Genomic DNA, 20,653 nt, shown 5'->3' on the forward strand with positions numbered 1-20,653 from the left:
TCATAGCCTTACCAGCGGGCCGGGGTTCTTGAGATACAGGTCCTTGATCGCTGTTGCGGTCCACAGGGTCGTGGCCCCCACGGCGACTGTCGGGTTGTAGCCGGCATTATTGGGAAAGGATGACGCGCCGAGGACAAACAGGTTGGGGATATCCCAGTTCTGCTGGTACCGGTTCTGCACACTGGTGCGCGGGTCTTCACCCATGACGACACCACCCTGTACATGCGATGAATCCCATGGCGTATAACCGGAATAGGGCCGATCGGCGAAGGAATCCCCTCCGACCTGCGTTGCCCCCATCTCACGCGCGATTTCAACGCACTTGTCGCGGATGAACCGGCCCGAACGGCGGTCGTTTTCATTATAGTCAAACGTAATGCGCAGCAGCGGCTGGCCGAAACGGTCCTTGTATGTCGGGTCAAGGTCAAGGAACTGTTCGCGATGGGCGAAGCTTGTGCCCTGTCCCTGAATCTGCGCGTAATTCTGGTAGCCTTTCTGGAAGGCCTGTTTCCAGCCCTTGCCCCATTGCGGGCTGCCCTGTGGCAGCAGGCCCGCCATGCCGATCGGCAGGCCCTGGTTGCTGAGCGACTGGATACCAGCCCCCCCGATAAAACCCAGGCCCGTATGGTCGAAGTTGTCGCCGTTGAAATCGTCGATCTGGGTCGCAAGGGCGCCGGTGTTCATGAACGGGTTGAGGTACTCGTTTTCAAAGAACATGAAGCCCCACGACAGGGTCTGGAACGTAAAGGCCCGCCCGACAACACCCTGTCCCGATGCGACATCATACGGTGTGCTGATGCCTGACAGAAGCAGCAGGCGCGTATTATCCAGTGTAAAGGTCGCGGTGATGACAATATCGGCAGGCTGTTCGCCAATATTGCCGTCGGAATCAACAAACGTCACCCCGGTTGCCATTTTCCTGTCAGGCGTCGTGTTGATACGGATGACCTCGCATTCCGTCACAACCGTGAAATTCGGGCGCTGCATCAGTACCGGCAGGATGCAGATATTGGGGCTGGACTTTGACCAGTTACCACAGCCGTACAGCTGGCAGTACCCGCAATAGGTGCATGGCGCCAGATTCAGGCCCAGCGCATTTTTATAGGGTGCGCCAATCATGGCCGACGGCACGGGAAAGGGATGGTAGCCCAGCCGCGTCGCCGCTTCCGCAAACAGCACGTTGGCGCGCGATCGTTCCAGCGCGGGCGTGGGGTAGGGGGCGGTGCGCGATCCCTCGAACGGGTTGCCACCGGGCTGGCGTTGCCCGTTGACCACGCCGGCGGTGCCGGATGTGCCCGCGATTTTCTCGAACCGGTCATAGAAGGGTTCAAGGTCGTCATAGGTCACCCCCCAGTCCTGAAGGATCAGGCCATCCACCAGCTGTCCTGCGCCATAGCGTTGCATGACATGGCTGTAGGGCTGGTGATCGAATGGCAGCCACCGCCAGCTTGCACCCGCCCAGTGCGTGCCTGCGCCGCCCACGTTATTGCCCAGTGTCAGGTTGTGGTATTTGCGCATGGGCAGGGCGGTCTGGCCAACCTTGTTGCGCACGGTATAGGTTTCGGTTACCGGGGCCTGCAGGATTTCCTTGCGCACGGACCCGCTGAGTTCATCGGGATCGCGTGTGGTGGGAAAACTGGTCGAGGTATCACGCCATGCCCCACGTTCGATCGCGACGACCTTCAGCCCCGCACGGGTCAGTTCTTCCGCCATTGTGGAGCCGGACCAACCCAGCCCGATAATGACCACATCGGCCTTTGGCCTTTTGTAATTCATTCAGGTGCACCTTGGTTTTTATTATAATCGTGCTTCTCATCACCATGCCGGACATGGCGCAATCAGGCGCGGCCCAGCAGGCTTACGGGGTGGACATCAATTTTCTTGCCCCGTTTTGATACGATCCAGTCGCGATAGTCATAAATGGCGCCGGGAAATCCGACCAGTTTCCAGCCCACCATGTCGCGGTTGCCGCCATACATGGGATCGGCCAGGTAGCCTTCACGCACATTCTGCAACAGCAGCACGAAAAACTGGTCGGATTTCAGGGTATCGAATGCGATCGTGCCACTTTCGATACTTTTAAGAAACGCAATTTTCTGTTCTTCGGACAGATCAGTAAATGATTTATCGAATTTCGCATGCACGGCCTGTTCGAATTCAGCCAGTCCCTTCCGGTAGATTTCCGCAGGTGTCATGATGCTCTGGGGGCCCTGCTGGGGCAGGCCCTCGACGACCGGACCAAGTTTGTAATCCTTTGCCGCCGTGCCATACGGGCCTGCCAGCTGGTGGTCCAGAAAAGTTACGCAGCCTGCTTCTGTCGCACCCATCCCCAGTTCATCAGCGGGGATAAGGACATCGAATATGGCACCAACCAGTCTGGCTTCATCTGCTGTCAGGTAAACCAGCCGGCTGCCATCAACCACCGACAGGGGTGGGGGCGGCGTGGCCCGCCAGGCACCGCTGCCGCCGACATAGGTTTTGGAATAGGCTGGTTTGTATATGGAGGCCAGCGTGGAGGTCGCCATCAGCACCAGGCCGCCTTTTATTACGTCACGCCGCTTCATTATTGTTCTCTCCAGACAGGCATTGCCACCATATCCCTGCGGGACCATGCTTCGGGCGAGCAGGGCGAGGTACGCCAGAAAAGATCCGTCCACACGGAATCTGTTCAACGTGTTTACTTTTTATTGGTGGTATTATTATATCTAAACGTATGTGGTTATTAATAATTACATGGAGAGGAGATCACAAACTGCTCACCACTCCACCCAGTCTGTGCCCATCCAGCATATCCGGCAGCGGGAAGCCAAGGCTGATGAAAGGCAGCTTCAGGGCATTTACGCCTGCATTGTTGGCGGGCAGGCGTTCCGTCTGCGCAACCGGCACCAGCATGCGTCGGTCCGCCGTGATAAACAGGGCGTCGCCGTCAACCAGGCGTGCGTCTTCAAATAGCGTAATCTGTTTCTTTTCCGGTGTCAGGACAACAATCCGTCCATGTTCGGCATCGGCAAAGTACAGATTGCCCAGCGTGTCGATGGCAGTCCCCATGATTGTCGGCAGGTCGATGACCTTCTCGATCCGTCCGGCCCGCTGGCCATCGGTCAGGCTGGCATCCAGCAGGATATCAGTCGGGATGCGGCGCAGCGGACCGGAGGGAGTGGAGAAATAGAACCATTTCCGGTCAGCCGTGATTTCCAGCATATCTGAATGGACCAGTGGCCGTTTGCCGGTGCTGTCGCGCAGTATATGCCCATCACGCCCGCGCAGTGGCTTGTCCGGCGTTGCCCGCAGCAGCGGATGTTCCGACAGCCTGCGCACCGTCTCACCACTGCGCATGTTGTGGATGATGATCCCGCCCAGACCTGAATCGGTCACGAACATAAGGTCGCCCGCAATGCGCAGGTCATTCATGGCCGAACCTGGCGGCAGGATATCATTACCCCAGCGCAGGATCTGCAGCACCCTGCCGTCACGGGGATCAAGCTGCACCAGTTTCTGCCCGCCCGGCACGGATGTGCCTTTTGTCGGGTCGATCCCCTGATCGACGACCCATAATGTATCGTCGCTGAAGATATGCAGGCCATTGACCATGACGAAGGCGTTGGCCGCATCGGCGCCCGGTTTCCATTCGTTCCAGCTACCGCCCGGAAAGGGCTGGAGCATACCATCCGACGTAACACGGAACACGCTGGGCGTATCTGCCATAAGATCCCACCGGGGCGCGCCAAGGAACAGTGTTCCGTCACGTGTCGCGGCCACCGCATTGCATAGATAGCGCGGGGAGGTGGCGATAACGGTCGCATGCACGGATGCCGCCGCTGCCTGCGGGATGCGGACCGCTTCAAGTCCCGCCAGCGCCAGTCCACCGGCCAGCCCACACAGGGCGGCCCGCCGGGACAGGCCGTGGTCCAGGGCATCGGTAATGTATGTCATGAAGATTTTCTCTTGCTTATTGTTTGTTATTACTTGTGTCTATATTTATGTCGTCTGTCGCTACACAATAAAGTGCAGGAAAGCGATGGAACCGATTCACACCGGAAGGGAAAGACGCCTGATCTTTCCAACCACGAACAGGTACAGCAGGATCGCCACGACACAGTGACCTGCCACAAACAGCAGCGCACCATTGTAGGATTTTGTTATTGCAACGATATAGCCGATCACGATGGGCGTCACGATCCCGGCGATATTCCCGATCCCGTTGAAGATGCCCGCAGCCAGGCCCGGCGTTTCCCTGGGGGCTATGTCGGATATGACCGCCCAGCCAATGGCGGCGACACCCTTGCCAAAGAATGCAAAGGACATGATGAGGACAATCACCCAGGCGGACTGGACAAAATTGCACAGGCAGATGGTGGATGCGATTGCCATGCCCACAACATAGGGCGTCTTGCGCGCGACGTTTTCCGATTGTCCCCTGCGTAACAGCATGTCCGACAGCGCCCCGCCCGAGATCGCACCCGCCAGCCCGCACAACGCGGGCACGCTGGCCGCCAGCCCGGTCTGCGTCATGGACAGCCCGCGCGACTGATGCAGGTAAAGCGGGAACCACGTCAGGAAGAAATACAGGATTGCGGTAATGCAGTATTGTCCCCCGTACACCCCCACCAGCGTCCGGTCCGTCAGCATGAAGCGCACCTGCCGCCATGTCAGCGGCCTGCGCAGCCGCCTGGTGCGGTCATCGATATCGACCAGCGCGCCACCCGTACGGATGAACGCAAGCTCCGCCGCATTGACGCCAGGATGGGTGGCGGGTGGACGCATGCGCATGAGCCAGACTGTAGCAAGCACTACCCCCGCTATACCCATGACGGCAAAGATGTATTCCCAGCCGAACTGCTGGGTAATCCACCCCATGAGCGGCGCAAAAAACGCGACCGCGACGTATTGCGCCGAATTGAAGATGGAGGTAGCAAGGCCGCGTTCCGCCGTTGGGAACCAGCTTGATACGATACGGCTGTTGGCGGGAAACGTCGGTGCCTCCACCAGTCCCAGCCCGGCCCACAGCACGAACAGCACGGGAAAGGCGATGGTGTGGGGAACATGGCCCACGCCTGCAATGAACAATGTGCAGACCGACCACGCCAGCAGGCTTGCGCCATAGACACGGATGGAACCAAAACGGTCCAGCAGCCAGCCACCGGGCACCTGGTTCATGACATAGGCCCAGCCGAAGGCGGAAAAGATGTAACCCATCATGACCGGGCTTAACCCGAGGTCGTGCGAGATGGATGACCCCGCGATCCCCAGTGTCGCGCGATCACCATAGTTGATCGCCGTGATGATGAACAGGAACGCAAGGACACTGTAACGGACGGCGGTGCGTGGGGCCGCATGGGATACGCCTGCGGCAATCGGTGCATGTGTGGCGGTGGGGCCTGTGGTTGGCCCTCTTGTCATGGTCACCCTGTTTTCTCCCCTGATACGCGGACCTGCACGGTGGGGCCGGGGTTTTGCCCGGTCGCCCTGCGACCGCATCGGGTCCTGTGTGCAAGGGAACGCGTGAAAAAGGCAGGAAGTCCAAATCAAACTGCGCATGGATTGATGCACTGGCGGCATCACCCACAAAACCATCGCGGTTCTGGAACGCCCCGTCAGGGCTGGGGCCGGGGCGGGATCTGCGTTTTGGTCATCCGGGATACGATATCCATGACATTGCCCAGCACCGGGCTGACATCCTGCGCGCGGTGGACCATGAACAGTTCGGCCATGATGTTCTCGCCAAACGCCAGCGGACGGTAGATGACATTTTCGATACCAAGCTGTGACGCCGATTCCGGGATCAGGGCGATGCCAACCCCGGTCCTGACCATGGAAAGCAGGGCGTGAATTTGGGTCAGATGATGGATCAGGTGCGGCCGGATATGCGCGCTGACCAGCAGGCGCTGCACAAGGTCGTGAAAATAGCCGCCCCCCAGGATCGAATACATGATGAGATCCTGCCCCTCCATATCCGCAGGCGTCAGTGCGCTGCATGCGACCAGAGGGTGATCGTGGGGCAGGGCGGCCACCATGGGTTCGGCCCGGACCATGCGTGCACAGGTTTCCTTTGATTCGAACGGCGGGCGAACGAAAGCAAGGTCAATCCGGTGGGAGGCAAGGGCTGCGATCTGGTCGCGGGTGATCATTTCCTCCAGCGTAAGTTCGATATCGGGATAGGCCGCCCGCAGCCCATGGATCAGCCGGGGCAGAAAGTCATAGCTGCTGGATGGCGTGAACCCGATCGCGACCTGGCCCAGCGCACCGCGCCGCGCACGGCGGGCCAGAAGGACCGCGTCTTCCGCGCTGCGCAGCAGGCGGCGGGCCTCGGGCAGGAAGATCGCGCCCGCGGGCGTCAGCCGGACGCTGCGGCTGTTGCGCTCCAGCAATTCAACGCCAAGCGCGTGTTCCAGCAGCTGGACCTGTCGGCTCAGCGGCGGCTGGGTCATGTTCAGCCGTGCTGCAGCACGCCCGAAATGCAGTTCCTCCGCCACCGTGACAAAACACCGGACCTGCGTGAGCTGAAGCATCGATATCAATCCTGTCTTAATCCATGCCGTATCTAATCTGGACACTCCAGAACTGTCTTGCCCTAACTGCAGTAATAAACACCCTTGTTATCAGGCCATTGTGACCGACCGGGGGCGCAGGGAGAACAAAAGCATGACGGAAGACGCCGGTACACACCCTGATGGCGGAAATACGGCAGGACAGGCGAAACGCAGGCTGCGTAGCGCGCGGTGGTTTGGTCCTGCCGACCTGCGCAGCTTCGGTCATCGTTCCCGCGCAATGCAGATGGGCTATGACCCGCAGGACTGGGAGGGCAAGCCCGTCATCGCCATCCTGAACACATGGTCCGACATCAATCCGTGCCATATGCATTTTCGCCAGCGTGTGGAGGATGTAAAGCGGGGCGTGCTGGAAGCAGGCGGATTTCCCATGGAGCTTCCTGCCATCTCGCTGTCCGAAAATTTCATGAAGCCCACCACCATGCTGTACCGCAACATGCTGGCGATGGAGGCGGAAGAACTGCTGCGCGCCTACCCCGCCGATGGTGCGGTGTTGATGGGGGGGTGTGACAAGACCACGCCCGGCCTGCTGCTGGGGGCGACCAGCATGGATATTCCGGCAATCTATGTGCCGGCGGGACCGATGCTGCGCGGGAACTGGCAGGGAAAGACACTGGGTTCGGGTTCGGATTCATGGAAATACTGGGATGAACTGCGCGCGGGCAAGATCACGCCCGAAGACTGGCAGGGGGTTGAAGCCGGGATCGCGCGTAGTGCGGGCACCTGCATGACCATGGGCACGGCCAGCACCATGACCGCCATTGCCGAAGCGATCGGCCTGTCCCTGCCGGGGGCCAGTTCAATTCCGGCGGTTGATTCCAACCATATCCGCATGGCCAAAAGTTCGGGACGGCGGATTGTCAATATGGTGTGGGAGGACCTGAAACCATCAAAAATCCAGACCCATGCCGCCTTTCGTAACGCCATTGCGGTGGCGATGGCAATGGGGTGTTCGACCAACGCCATCATACACGTTATCGCCATGGCGCGGCGCGCGGGCGTTGACATCGGGCTGGATGATTTTGACCGCGCCAGCCGTGATGTCCCGGTCATCGCCAATGTCCGGCCAACGGGCACGACCTATCTTATGGAGGATTTCTACTACGCTGGCGGGATCGCCGCGCTGATGAACCGGATTTCCAGCTTCCTTGATCTGGGCTGCCTGACAGTGACCGGACGCAGCGTGGGGGAAAACATCCGTGATGCGAAGGTCTGGAACGATGATGTCATAAGACCACTGGACAGACCGATGTTCACGGGGGAAGCTGGTGGCGCGCTGACGGTCCTGCGCGGCAACCTGGCCCCTGATGGCTGCGTGATGAAGCCGGCCTGCTGTGACCCCAGGTTCCATAAACACAGGGGACCGGCGCTGGTGTTTGACGATTATCCCACCATGAAGAAAGCGCTGGATGACGAGACGCTGGATGTAACCCCCGATCATGTCCTTGTACTGCGCAATGCCGGGCCGCTGGGCGGTCCGGGCATGCCGGAATGGGGGATGCTGCCCATGCCCAAACGTCTGGTGAAGGAAGGTTACCGGGATATGCTGCGCCTGTCCGATGCCCGGATGAGTGGCACAAGCTACGGCGCATGCATCCTGCATGTCGCCCCTGAAAGCTATGTTGGCGGTCCACTGGCGTTGCTGAAGACGGGCGATATCATCGCGGTGGACGTGGCGGCGCGTTCCGTCAACATGGAAGTATCCGACGCGGAACTGGCACGCCGTCGTGCGGCATGGACACCACCCGCACCGCGTTACGGGCGTGGATATGGCTGGATGGCCGCACACCACATGCGTCAGGCGAATGAAGGATGTGATTTCGACTTCCTGCAGACAGATTTCGGCCCGCCGGTGCCCGAACCGGTCATTTATTGACCATGCTGGCGAACCCGATCCGCTATTTCGATCGTTCAGCATGCATGACGCAGGAATGGAGACATCAATACACATGACAGGTCGGGCGGGAACATGACCCCGCCCATGACCCGAAATAGATGAAACACGGTTCGACACCAGTCAAAGAAGAAAAATAAAATGTACATGAAGTCGAATACGGTCCCACCGTCGTTCGCGGCATTGCGGCCGCGTTTTGTGCCTTACTGGCTGTTGTGGCTGGCGCTGGCTGGCACGACTGCCGCCATGATCTATTCGTCCTTTATCGTGCCGGTGATACCGGACCTTGCCTGCCTGTCCACCATCGGGCTGGATGGTCTTGCGCTGGTTATCACGGTTGTAGTGATGCCACGGAATTTTGTGGTCGGTTTCCTTGGTTCGCTCCTGCCGTTCGTCATAAGCTGGCGGGTGGCGGCCATTCATGGATCAGTACCGGGCATGGCCTGTTCCACGGCCACGTTCATCATCTATCTTTTACTGTATGCGGACTGCATGGCCCGTGACTGGACAGCGCATGGCATTGATGGGTGGAATAACCACCTGCAATGGCAGACGGCAATACTGCGCATATATTTCGGTTTCGACATGGTGGGGCATTTTGCCGAAAAACTTTTTGCGGGCATACATTCATTCCATCATATGGAACATGTCTTTGTCGGATTCGGGTTTCCGCCAGACGGGCAGGCTGTTATTATTGGTGGATTATGTGAACTGTCGGTGGCAATTGGCGTAGGGATGGGATTCATGACCCGTCTGGCCGGAATCGGTGGGGCGGCCTATTACCTGATTGCCAATCATTACGGCCGACATTTCGGTGACGGATTTACCTGGAACAATGCCCCTGTCGGCGGTTGGGAATATCCGATGCTGATGATTGTCGCCTTTGCCAGTTTTTCGATTGCAGGGGCGGGCAAGTTCTCGATTGATGGCTGGCTGATCGACCGTGGCCTGCTGCCTGGATTCCTGTTGCCGTTATGTGTATCTGCGCCCCCGGATCATGCACCGCGTGATATCTGAATCAGGTTGTGATGGCATCGTTATTCAATACTTTTTCTGTCCATATTTTTTTATACGGTAAGAATGTCCATTATTCATAATCAGGTGATGTAATTTATCACATGCATGCGATTTGTTGATTGTTATTTGTATGTGCACAAAAAATCTGTAATAGAATGTCATGTGCGATATGACATGGGTTCTATCGTATAATCTGAACTGAACGACGTCTTTATTGTCCATGTATGTGCCGGTCCGGCCAAACATGAAGCGTCGTCAGGGGTTCAATAATAACATTGAGAATAAGGTAACCCTTGAAATGAAGCATCTGCTTAAAGCCCTTGCGGTGCTGGCGTCGTGCGCGACCCCCGCGCTTGCGCAGCCGTCATCTTCCTCCACCGCGTCGCAGCTTAACATCACGACCGATGCGGCAATGGATATGGCGCATTATGCAGTTGGTCTGGCAGAAAACCGGCATCTCAAGCTGTGCATAGCGGTCGAGGATACGGATGGAAACCTGGTGGCCTTCATCCGTATGCAGGGCGCCTATGCCGGGTGTGTGGAGGCCTCGATCGCAAAGGCGAAATCGGCGGCACGGTTTGCCCGTAACACGATCGAGTTCTTTGATGCCGTGCGCACCCAGAACCTGCCCATTGGTTTTGTGCCCGGTATCCTGCCATCAGCGGGTGGCGCGGTTTTCAGGCAGGGTGATGTTGTCGTTGGCAGTATCGGCACCAGTGGCGATACCAATGAAAATGAACAGGCACTTGTTATCGATACGGCCAGGCACTTCCGCTGATACGGACCGAAAATGGCCCCGAATATAAAACAGAGTATCCAGACAATCTTGCATCAGGATTTCCCATGAAGATCAGACATATTGGGCCGCTGGCCATTCTGGCGTGCCTTCCTGCATTTGGCGTGGCGCATGCTGATGACGCCAAACTGCTGACCCGTCCGCAGCTTAGCAATGCCGGTGCGAAAAGCCTGCTGAATGCCGCCGAGGAAGAAGCACGACAGAAGGGCATGCAGGTCAGTATTGCGGTAGTGGATGCATCAGGCAGGCTGCTTGCATTCACCCGCATGGATGATTCCCAGACCGGAACGGATGAAACAGCCATAAAGAAGGCCCGGACGGCCGCGCTGTATCATTCACCGGGCAAGGTACTGGCCCAGCGCATCAGTCAGAATCAGGCGTTTCTGGCAACATTGCCCGGTATTACGGCAGTACCCGGGTCCTGCCCGGTCATGAGTGGCAAATACCTGATCGGGGCAGTGGGCGTCAGTGGGGCTACGGATGATCTGGACAACGCGGTTGCGACCGATACGGCAACCGGATTTCATTCATAGGATGGAGCAGGCCGGATAACAACGGCGAGTTTCAAAAATTAAAGAATACAGGCTATCCTTCACCTGAACAGAAGATAGCCTGTATTTTATTATTTTGAATGTAAAGGAACAATATAAAGAGACTGTTTTAAAAACTGACTGCAAATCATGATGAAATTTTTGGTAAAACCTTCCCCAAAAACTTCAGAGAACGCTGCCTGTTTTGAAAATTAGCGTCCAAAATATTTCACCATATCATTGATAAGTTGTGTTGAAATATCCCTAGAAGGTAAAGCCAGTTTTCATACCGATAACCGTAACCAGGTCGCGCTGGGTATAACCGCCGGGATTAACCCAGAACTGGACGTTTGGCTCGATATAGACCCACGGCCTGAACTGGATTGTGTAGTCTGTTTCAGTGGCAAATTCGGAATCCCGTCGCGGTCCTTTTTTACCGGCCTGATACCATTCCAATGTAGCAAGGCGTGAATTGACGTGATTGGTACCAAAGGCAAGTGTCACGGCATCATGCCTGCGCCATGGCAGTCCAAGATAACGCAGGCTACCTGTTACCTGCGATGAAACGGGACTTGTTTCCTTGTCGACCATGGTCAGGGTGACATACGCGGTCAGGCCCTGCAGAACGACCGGATCCTGTCCGGGTTTTTCGCTGAATGTACCCGTCAACTGCTGCTGGAACCATAGATAGCCACCATGGGAACTACCCCGTTCCAGCATTGGCAGTCCACCAGTAACAGCGGGCTGCCCATTGGTTGCCAGCAAGATATCCGGTGCGCTGGCGGTATTGATCCATCCGCCAATACGGTAAACCCCTGGATAGTGGTGTGATCCCATATGCAGGCGTAATCCGGTTTCGAACGGCAGCAGGGCACCGGTTGCCCCATGAACGTAACCAAGGAAAAACTTGTTATCCAGATTGCGCATGTTCTGTTCATAAGCGCCGGCCTGCAGGTACCACAGGGGACTGTTGTATTTAAGATAGCCGCCCCAGGTACTGACAGGCCAGTTCAGCCAGCGATTGCCATCCATGTTCCCCGTTGTCGCACCGCAGAAATAGTTGACCATTGTCAGGCAGGGCACATTGTCAAAATCGGCACCGGTTGGCAGGCGTCCGATCTTGAAACTGAAGTGATTCCCCAGTTTCTGATTATACCATAATCCGGTCAGTCGGGTGGTCTGCCCGCGTCCCCATACTTCCTGTGGCTGTTGCAGGGTATACAGGCCCGCCCGTGTAATCAGGTTGGTGCCCCAACGGCTGGTAAAGGTGAAATTGAAGGTTGCCCCTTTCCATCTCACCAGTTTTTCCGCGTCGATATCCATAATGGCCGCGATCTGGTTGGTTTCGGCGGCAGTGCGCCGGTCCCCGCCTGTCGTGTTGCCGGCGGTTTCGTTGGTCCATGTCGCAGCCAGGTCTATTCCCCTGTCGCGCAGATAGGTTCTGTAACCACCCCAATCCCCTGTCATGGTCGATGCCGGGTGCTGGGCGCTGTTACGCAGGGCATAACTGGCGTCATTCCCCTGGTTTCCATTGAAAATGCCATTTGCGGGCGATTCGTGTGTGCCGATAGCTATATATATGGAAAATCCGAAATACAGTATCGAAAATCTTCCACGTCGATGCGTAAAATATTTCATTTGACGGCCACTGATATATTATTGGTTTTATTTATGTGACAACTAAACGAATTTATACGGATATGGTTTTCTGTTTAATATATTAACTTATTGTGCATCGCGGTATATGTTTTTTAAATTTCGTTTTTTAAGGAAAATTATTGACGGAATTGAGTTCCGCCATAGGTGAGAATATTTTCTGGGAAAATTTTTCCGGCTTGAAAACCGTATTTTGATATTTGGTTTTCAGTAAGGAGTGTTTCAAAAATCTGCCTGAAAAGTGTTCTGCAGATCATGAAAAGGTTTCGGTGAAGCCTTTTGAAAAAAGCTTCAGGACGCGCCACCATTTTGGGAAAAGGAGCCGCCTTGGAATTTTATTATATTCCTGAAAATCATTTTTTATAATATCATATATATAATACTAAATTATTATATATATTTTTGTTAAGTAACGATATGTGTGGCAAATGCATGTCATGCTCATATTCCTGCCACGCGATGGAAAACAGGACCGGCCAATCATTGAAACGCGCCGTCCTGAACCACCGGCCCTGACGAGAAAATTATGTGGAGTTTTTGAAATATACTGAAAATCATTAAGCAGTTTTCCGTGAATATTTTTTCAAAAAAAGCAGAATCAAAAACTTTCATTTTTATCAATAAGTCAGTGACGGGACGGGATGTATTCTGCCATCCATCGGCATTCATCCGACAGGTCCATGGCTGCATCTTCATCCAGTACAAATGTGCAATCAGGATGGAAATGCAGCGCGGAGGCGCTGGTCATGGGTGAAATAGCTCCTTCGGTCACGCGGGCAATGATTGCAGCCTTGCCGGGACCTGTCGCCAGCAGGACGGCGCGCCTGGTTTCCAGAATTGTCCCGACACCAACAGTCAGCGCATGGTGCGGCACATTGTCCGGACAGCCGCCAAACATTTCCGCATTCTGGGCGCGCGTCGCGGGGGCAAGTCTGACACGACGGGTACGGGACGCGAAAGAAGAAAGAGGTTCGTTAAAACCGATATGGCCCGTATGACCGATCCCGAGCAGTTGCAGGTCAATACCGCCCGCGGCGCGGATCGCGGTTTCGTACCGTGCACAGGCGGCTGTTGCATCATCGGTATCACCGGGTGGCAGGTGCGTCTGCGTTGGGGGAATATCCAGATGGCGGAACAGGTGGTGCTGCATATAGGCGCGGTATGAATGCGCCGTCCGCGCAACGAACCCGCAATATTCATCCAGATTGAACGTCGTGCAACCTGCAAGGTTGACTGGTGCATCATGAATGCGACGGACAAGGCTTCCATAAACCTGTTCCATCGTGCGCCCGGTTGCAAGTCCCAGAACGGCAGCAGGGTTATGCGCGCAGCATGTATACAGCATGTCCGCCACATGAGCGCAGGCGCTGGCCTGATCCGGGGTGATGACAAGTTTCATGAATGCCTCCCGCTGGTTGCATGGACCCATGATGGTACAGGCATAAGCCCGGCACAGGTCAGGCGGCCACCGGACAGGCCATTCGGTCCTCCCGTGATCGTGGGTGCGGATAGCGGCAGTCCGCGCACACTGCGTGCGGCAAGAAAGCCGAAACATTGCGCTTCCAGCGTATCACCGTTCCAGCCAAGATGATCCACTGTTTCGACCGGAACCTTCAATGCGGCCTGCAATCCCTGCATGAGCACAGGATTATGTCGCCCCCCGCCACAGACATACCAGCGTGTGGGTCTTGCGGGCAGCGGCGTGCGACGGACAGCTTCGATGGTGAAGGCGGCGAGTGTTGCTGCACCATCCGCCGGTGTGCAGGCGGCCACCCGATCCAGGGCCATGGCAAATGTCTGGCGATCCAGTGATTTTGGGGCAGGGCGGGCAAAATAGGGGGCAGACAGCAACTGTTCCACAATAGCCCGGTTGACCGTGCCCGCGCGCGCCAGTTGCCCGTCAATATCGCATGCCGTGCCGGTATGGCACAGTGCCCAGTCATCAAGCAGGGCATTGCCCGGTCCGGTGTCACAGGCATGGATCGTACCGTCCGCATCAATAAACGTAACATTTGCAACGCCGCCGATATTCAGCACGGCAACCGGCCCCGGTACGTCATGCAGCAGGGCTGCGTGAAACCACGGCACCAGTGGCGCGCCTTCGCCGCCTGCGGCTACATCGGCGCTGCGGAAATCATGGATGACAGCCTGTCCTGTCGCCCGTGACAGCATTTCCGCATCGCCAATCTGCCACGTCTGGTGGCGATCAGGCGCATGCAGGATGGTCTGGCCATGAAAACCGATCAGGTCGATATCCGGCACAAGGGCCTGTAACTGTCGCACCGCGTTGATATGATGACGGGTAATGTCCTGTTCGACCGCTTTCAGTTCGGGATCATCGAAGGACAGGGTGGGCGCATGGTCCAGGATGCGGCGCGCGCGCTGACGCAAGTCTGCCGTATAGGGCAGGCTGGTATCCGGTCCCAACCCTGTGATCCGCTCACCATCGGTGTGGATCACGGCGGCGTCCACACCGTCAAGTGACGTACCGCTCATAAGACCAATGACCGTAAGCATAGGCTTCATGCCTGATCCTCGACACCCTGAATTTCACCGCGGTATTATAAAGATCAATGCGATGGAATGAAAATGTGACGTAATCATCCTGTTATGCGGGGCAGGGGAGGGCGTCTCTATTTTTGCATGAAGCAGTATGTAAGGTTCGGCATGCCTGATGTAGATATTCCGCCATGATCTATGTCATGGGTGCCATATTGCGTAGGTTTTCCTGTTATTACTCATGTTCCAAAGGGAGGTCATGCAGATGAGGCACGATCATGAACCCAAAATAGTTTCCGGTGAAAGGAATGGCCACGCTCCTTAAAGGCTTCGAAGAACGTTAGTTTATAGACTAATAAGTATATTAATATCAATATCACAGCATGCTTTATATACGACTGATCTGTTTATATATTCATGCCGGTAATGTTCGTTCTGATATAATAATGTAATTATTGTATGTGCCCTGTGGAATAATGGCTGTTATTTGATTCCCTGATCAGGAAGGGATATAAAGAACTTATGCTATACATGCATGAAAAACATATCAGGAATGCTTCAAAATTATAACAACATGTTATTACGTATAATATATACACCTTTATAAATCAGAACATTCCAAGGGGATCGGGATAAATGAAGGGTGTTGTTTTCAATATTCTTGAAGAAGTCGTGGAAAAGAATCACGGCGCAGAAGCATGGGACGAACTGCTTGACGCCGCCAACGTAGGCGGGACCTACACTTCACTTGGCAGTTACCCCGACACGGACATGCTGGCCCTTGTGCAGGCGGCTTCAGCCCATCTGGGCATAACACCGGCAGAACTGCTGCATCGCTTCGGGCGTGACGCCATGCCCATTCTCAAGGAACGCTACCCCGCACTGTTCAATGCGCATCCCAATTCACGCAGCTTCATCCTGAGCGTGAACAGCATCATCCACCCCGAGGTGCTCAAACTCTATCCCGGTGCCATATGTCCGCACTTCCAGATGAAGGAAAATGCGGATGGCACGCTGGATATGACATACAGCTCCCAGCGCCATCTGATCGACCTTGCGCAGGGATTCATACTTGGCGCCGCCGACGTGTTTGGCGAACGGGCGACTGTCGAACGTTTTCCACCCGGTTCGGGCAAGGAAAACGTATTGCGGGTAAAATGGCAGTGAGCGCGCATCCTGCACCGGCGGCAGATACGCCGGATTATGAAGCCCTGTACCAGCGTATCCGGCGGCGCTATGAACGTGAACGCATGGTTCGCAAGGAAGCTGAACGCATTGCGGAAGAGGGCCTGAGCCAGCTTTACGCCCGCAACCGCCAGCAGGCCCTGATGGAAGCCGTGGCGGCACAGGCCAATAGCGGTGCGTCGGTGGAGGATATCATACGCTTCGCCTTTACGCAGGCGTGTGAGATGGGGCCATGGTGCATGGCGCTGGCATGGATGCCTGATGCAGCGGGCAACAGCCGCATGTTCAGGCTGGCCGATCGCTTTTCTTCAGGCCATGAACATGCGGTGGCGGGGCGCGCCATGCCTGTGGGCCGGGACAATGTGCTGTTGCCAAGCCTGTGCGCACGCCTGCAGATCGAGACAGGGCCGCTGTGGCTGGTTGGCGAAGGCACGCGCGCAGGCATGCAGACGGTGGTGCTGGTGCCGGTCATGGTTATGGGCCGCATGGCGATCGTGCTGGAATTTGGTGCACGGTCCCGACAGGAAGACGATCCGTATTCCCTTGCCATGTTCTCCAACATCGGCCGTCAGCTTTCCCATGTGCTGGAGCGCCGTGAAACCGCCGAACGCCTGCAGTACGAAGCCACGCACGACGCCCTGACCGGCCTGCCCAACCGCAAGGCGTTCCTGGCCCGGCTGGACGCCCTCATGACAGGTGACCGGGCTACGGGCCGCGACCATGCCGTCATGTTCATCGATCTGGACAAGTTCAAGCTGGTGAATGACAGCTTTGGCCACCATACGGGTGATCTTTTCCTGATCGAGATTGTAAGCCGCCTGCGCCGGGTGTTCGAGACGGAGCAGGACTGCTTCATGGCCCGTCTGGGGGGGGATGAGTTTACCGCCATCATCAGTGGAGCCCGCGATCGTGCGGCGCTGGGGGATATTGGCACGCGAATCTGTCAGGAACTGGAAGGTGAGATGGTGATTGACGGCCATCATCTGCAGCCATCGGCCAGTATCGGTATTGTCACGTCGGACCATGACCACACATCCTCGGCTGACATCGTACGCGATGCGGACCTGGCGATGTATGAGGCCAAGCGGCGTGGTGGCGACCGGGTCATCCTGTTCACGCCTGATCTGCTGGCACGCATGCACCATGCCCTGATTTTACAGAGCGAACTGCCAGACGCACTGCAACGCAATGAATTCGTGCTGCACTACCAGCCGATAATGGACGTATCCGACGGGCGCGTGACCGGGCATGAAGCGCTGCTGCGCTGGCGTGACCGCCGTGGCGTGCTGCATGACCCGGCAGCCTTCATCCGCAATGCGGAAGAAACGGGGTTGATCGTGCCCATCGGCCACTGGGTGCTGGAACAGGCCATGCACCATGCGGTTGCCTGCAATCAGGCACAGCCTGCAGGGCAGGCCATTGCCGTGCATGTCAACCTGAGCGCCAGCCAGTTGCGTCTGTCCGAACTGCCTGGACAGTTACGCCAACTGCTGGAGCGGACCGGCGCACGCGCCGAATGGATCGTGCTGGAAATAACCGAGGATGCACTTCAGCCGGACATGGATGCCTCGATCCGCTCCCTTTCCGCCCTGCGTGGTGCAGGGACGCGTATTGCCATAAACAGTTTTGGCAGCGGGCAGAGTTCCCTGTCACATCTGGGCATCATGCCGTTTGACATGATCAAGACTGATCGCAGCTTTGTAAAGACCATGGGCACGCATGGTCATACGCAGGACATACTGCGCCTGATCGCTGACCTGGGCCAGCAGCTGGGCAAGGACGTGATTATCGAAGGAGTCGAGACACAGGCGGAACAGCACAGGCTGACCGCGCTGGGTTTCCGTTACATGCAGGGCTTCCATATCGGCCGCCCGGCCTGAGACGGATGCCGGCAGCACCTGTATGGTGTTACCGGCAGGCAGCCTGTGCCTGTACTCTTTCGTGCGGCCTGAATATGTTGGCCGTGAATTTTCACCATGGCCCTGTGCAGACCTCACCATGTGCCACGTCGGGATTACCGATCCCGTCACACCAGTCGTTAATGGAAAACAGAAGTTTTGGGTGCTGGCTTTTTTGTAAAGCCAGCACCCAAAAACCGCCTGGCATATGCAGGCAGTTTTGTCATCAGGCTTTCGTAGCGGTCTTCTGGCAGGTGGCAGGTTGTCCAAGGATCGAACGCAGGTTGCCATCATGCGCCCTGAGCAGCGTTTCAATCTGATCGGCGGGAATGCCCGAACAGATCATGACGGCACGTTTGACATTGAACCCCGTGGCATCCAGCGCGTGCAGCGCCTGCTGTTCAGTGCTGCCGGTCAGGCTGCGGACCATGCGGCACGCCCTGTCCCGCAGCTTGGCATTGACCACCCGCATGTCAACCATCTGTCCCCGATAGGCATGGCCCATACGGATCATGAGTGTTGTGGAAATCAGGTTAAGGGCGGCTTTCTGCGCGGTGCCAGCCTTCAGCCTTGTTGATCCGGAAATGACTTCCGGCCCCGTTACCACCGCAATGCCCTGTTCCGCCACGTCCAGCAGCCTCCCGCCACGATTGCACGCGATGCCGATGGTCAGGCTGCCGGCAGTACGCGCTGCCATAATCGCGGCACAGGTATAGGGGGTGGACCCACTGGCCGCGATGCCCAGCACCACGTCATCGGGGCCGGGATTATGGGCCAGTATGTCCGTGCGGGCCACGTCCTCGCGGTCCTCGGCCCCTTCCGCTGCCTGATGGACAGCGTCGTTCCCGCCCGCCAGCAAAAGAACAAGGCGTTCCGGCTCCCAGCCAAAGGTGGGAAGCAGTTCCACTCCATCCTGCATGCCGATCCGCCCGGACGTACCCGCACCGACATAGAACAGCCGTCCCCCCGCCAGAAGCCGGGGCAGGGCGCTGTTCACCGCGCGTTCCAGTTCCGGGGTCGCGGCCCGGACGGCGGCGATGGCGCTCATCTGTGATTCCACCAGCGCATCCAGCACCGAACCGACAGGCCAGATGTCCACATCCGCGTAACGGGGGTCCTGCCCTTCTGTCGCGATGGGCGGGGTAGGAATGTTGTGGTTAAGGGTCATGTAACCTGACTTGCTGCAAGTGAATGAAATAAAGGCATCAGCCCCGGGACGGGATCAGCGCAAGGGCCGCGGCTGTCGCAACATCATGGCGCAGGCGCACGACATTGCCGTGACCATCCGGATGCAGGCGACTGGTCAGGATCACGACATAGCTGTCACTGCCCGGATCCAGCCACAGCGACGTGCCGGTAAATCCGGTATGGCCGAAAGACCCCACGGGAAACCTGTCCCCCCGGGCGGAGGAATAATGCGTGGAAATATCCCATCCCAGCCCGCGCAGGTCAGTTTTGCCCTGTGGCTGCCCTGCGGTGGTCATCAGCATGACGGTGTCGCGTTTCAGGGGATAGGCCGATGGCCTGCCTGCACGGCGGTCCAGCAGCGCCTGTGCATACAGACACATGTCGCTGGCCGTGGAAAACAGGCCCGCATGGCCCGCGACCCCGCCCATCCGCCTGGCCGAGGGATCATTGACCTGACCGCGCAGCATACGGCCCCGTTCATCGGTCTGGGTGGGGGCAATGCGCGCGGACCATGTGGCGGGTGGCACGAACCGTGACTGCCGCAGGTCCAGCGGCGTCAGGAGGAAACGCGTGGCATAGGCATCCAGCGTCATGCCGGACAGTTTTTCCACCAGGAAACCCAGCGTAATGAAATTGATGTCGCTGTAAACGAACCCGCTGCCCGGTGGCTGCGTGGGGGCAGCCTGCATGGTCAGGTCGAAGGCCGCGTCATGTCCCTGCCACGGGTGGGTCAGGTCCAGGTCGGGCGGCAGGCCGGAATAATGGGTCAGCAGATGCCGGATGGTAATGGTGGATTTCCCCGCGGCGGCAAATTGCGGCAGGTAGCGCGAGACAGGATCATCAAGCCCGAACCGGCCCTGTTCCCATAGCTGCATGACACAGGGCGCTGTAATGACCGGTTTGGTCAGGGACGCCATGTCGAACACCGTGTCCCATGTCATGGTCTCAGGGGGCGGGGTTACGGTGCGTCTGCCGTACACGGCCCGATGCACGACCTGCTGGTCATGGCCTATGGCGCAGACAACGCCGGGTGCTTCCCCCTGTGTCACGGCCAGCTGCAACCGGCGGTCCACATCATGCATGTCCGGGGCAGGCGGCGGCCCGCCATGCGCATGCGGGGCACAGGCGGTCAGGGTCGCGGCACCTGTCAGCATCAGGACATGACGGCGCTTCAGCCGGGGGGCGGCTGGAAAAACATGCATGTTGCAAAAGATCCGTTGAAAGGCGACATGCCAGATGCCTGATCCATAAACGATACCATCATCCCCGCTGCCATGACAACGATCCGTTCCGCCAGACGGGCCGGGGGCAGCGGGCTGTACGAAAGCGGGAAAAGCCCGTCCGGATACGGTGACATGACCGGGTGGACCGGACCTGTGCGCAGGGCGGGGACTAAACCGTTCCGGTTTCGGGCGGTCCGGCTCTTTCATATGGGAATGCTC

The 20,653-nt window shown here is 57.3% G+C and carries 16 protein-coding genes; 6 read left to right on the plus strand and 10 right to left on the minus strand.

Features of this window, described 5'->3' with window-relative positions; all coding sequences use genetic code 11:
- From ACE2AA_RS02795 to ACE2AA_RS02815, 5 genes are all read right to left on the minus strand, one after another.
- On the minus strand, positions 1-1,776 hold the full coding sequence (locus ACE2AA_RS02795; RefSeq protein WP_141259775.1) for a GMC family oxidoreductase: 1,776 nt from the start codon (positions 1,774-1,776) through the stop codon (positions 1-3).
- Between the two features lie 62 nt (positions 1,777-1,838).
- Complete coding sequence (locus ACE2AA_RS02800) at positions 1,839-2,564, minus strand: gluconate 2-dehydrogenase subunit 3 family protein (protein ID WP_395371042.1); 726 nt, start codon at positions 2,562-2,564, stop codon at positions 1,839-1,841.
- Between the two features lie 181 nt (positions 2,565-2,745).
- A complete protein-coding gene (locus tag ACE2AA_RS02805) occupies positions 2,746-3,933 on the minus strand; it encodes an SMP-30/gluconolactonase/LRE family protein (RefSeq protein WP_395371043.1) in 1,188 nt (395 codons plus the stop codon).
- A gap of 96 nt (positions 3,934-4,029) precedes the next feature.
- Positions 4,030-5,400, minus strand: coding sequence for an MFS transporter (locus ACE2AA_RS02810; protein WP_141259874.1), 1,371 nt, complete (start codon positions 5,398-5,400; stop codon positions 4,030-4,032).
- A 194-nt stretch (positions 5,401-5,594) separates the two neighbouring features.
- Positions 5,595-6,509 (minus strand): LysR family transcriptional regulator, encoded by a 915-nt coding sequence (locus tag ACE2AA_RS02815; protein WP_141298969.1) that lies wholly within the window; start codon positions 6,507-6,509, stop codon positions 5,595-5,597.
- 133 nt (positions 6,510-6,642) lie between these two features.
- Here ACE2AA_RS02815 and araD point away from each other — a divergent pair, with 133 nt between their 5' ends.
- The 4 genes from araD to ACE2AA_RS02835 all read left to right on the plus strand — a co-directional run bounded on the left by araD (position 6,643) and on the right by ACE2AA_RS02835 (position 10,788).
- Positions 6,643-8,424, plus strand: coding sequence for an L-arabinonate dehydratase (gene araD, locus ACE2AA_RS02820; protein WP_141259778.1), 1,782 nt, complete (start codon positions 6,643-6,645; stop codon positions 8,422-8,424).
- 165 nt (positions 8,425-8,589) lie between these two features.
- Positions 8,590-9,459 (plus strand): DoxX family protein, encoded by an 870-nt coding sequence (locus ACE2AA_RS02825; protein ID WP_395371044.1) that lies wholly within the window; start codon positions 8,590-8,592, stop codon positions 9,457-9,459.
- 298 nt (positions 9,460-9,757) lie between these two features.
- On the plus strand, positions 9,758-10,237 hold the full coding sequence (locus tag ACE2AA_RS02830; protein WP_395371045.1) for a heme-binding protein: 480 nt from the start codon (positions 9,758-9,760) through the stop codon (positions 10,235-10,237).
- A 65-nt stretch (positions 10,238-10,302) separates the two neighbouring features.
- Positions 10,303-10,788 (plus strand): heme-binding protein, encoded by a 486-nt coding sequence (locus tag ACE2AA_RS02835; RefSeq protein ID WP_141259780.1) that lies wholly within the window; start codon positions 10,303-10,305, stop codon positions 10,786-10,788.
- 261 nt (positions 10,789-11,049) lie between these two features.
- Here the strand turns inward: ACE2AA_RS02835 and ACE2AA_RS02840 are convergent, their stop codons facing one another.
- The 3 genes from ACE2AA_RS02840 to ACE2AA_RS02850 form a co-directional block, all read right to left on the minus strand.
- Positions 11,050-12,252: a carbohydrate porin gene (locus ACE2AA_RS02840; protein WP_395371046.1), complete on the minus strand. Its 1,203-nt coding sequence runs from the start codon at positions 12,250-12,252 to the stop codon at positions 11,050-11,052.
- Positions 12,253-13,066: 814 nt separating this feature from the next.
- A complete protein-coding gene (locus tag ACE2AA_RS02845; protein WP_395371048.1) occupies positions 13,067-13,840 on the minus strand; it encodes a glucosamine-6-phosphate deaminase in 774 nt (257 codons plus the stop codon).
- The gene (locus ACE2AA_RS02850) at positions 13,837-14,967 is read right to left on the minus strand and encodes an anhydro-N-acetylmuramic acid kinase (protein WP_395371049.1); all 1,131 of its coding nucleotides are present in this window, start codon (positions 14,965-14,967) and stop codon (positions 13,837-13,839) included. The genes ACE2AA_RS02845 and ACE2AA_RS02850 overlap by 4 nt, the downstream gene beginning before the upstream one ends.
- Positions 14,968-15,576: 609 nt before the next feature.
- Here ACE2AA_RS02850 and ACE2AA_RS02855 point away from each other — a divergent pair.
- Together ACE2AA_RS02855 and ACE2AA_RS02860 are read left to right on the plus strand one after the other, a co-directional pair.
- Complete coding sequence (locus ACE2AA_RS02855) at positions 15,577-16,107, plus strand: heme NO-binding domain-containing protein (protein WP_395371051.1); 531 nt, start codon at positions 15,577-15,579, stop codon at positions 16,105-16,107.
- The gene (locus tag ACE2AA_RS02860) at positions 16,104-18,005 is read left to right on the plus strand and encodes a putative bifunctional diguanylate cyclase/phosphodiesterase (protein WP_395371052.1); all 1,902 of its coding nucleotides are present in this window, start codon (positions 16,104-16,106) and stop codon (positions 18,003-18,005) included. Before ACE2AA_RS02855 ends, ACE2AA_RS02860 begins: the two co-directional genes overlap by 4 nt.
- A 244-nt stretch (positions 18,006-18,249) precedes the next feature.
- Here ACE2AA_RS02860 and ACE2AA_RS02865 read toward each other — a convergent pair whose 3' ends face one another.
- On the minus strand, positions 18,250-19,191 hold the full coding sequence (locus ACE2AA_RS02865) for an N-acetylmuramic acid 6-phosphate etherase (RefSeq protein WP_395371053.1): 942 nt from the start codon (positions 19,189-19,191) through the stop codon (positions 18,250-18,252).
- 37 nt (positions 19,192-19,228) lie between these two features.
- Positions 19,229-20,413 carry a serine hydrolase domain-containing protein gene (locus tag ACE2AA_RS02870; protein ID WP_395371054.1) on the minus strand — a complete coding sequence of 395 codons (1,185 nt, stop codon included), beginning with the start codon at positions 20,411-20,413 and terminating at the stop codon, positions 19,229-19,231.
- Positions 20,414-20,653 lie beyond the last annotated feature (240 nt).

Origin of the sequence: Komagataeibacter diospyri, assembly GCF_043995075.1 — a bacterium.
Classification (GTDB): domain Bacteria; phylum Pseudomonadota; class Alphaproteobacteria; order Acetobacterales; family Acetobacteraceae; genus Komagataeibacter; species Komagataeibacter diospyri.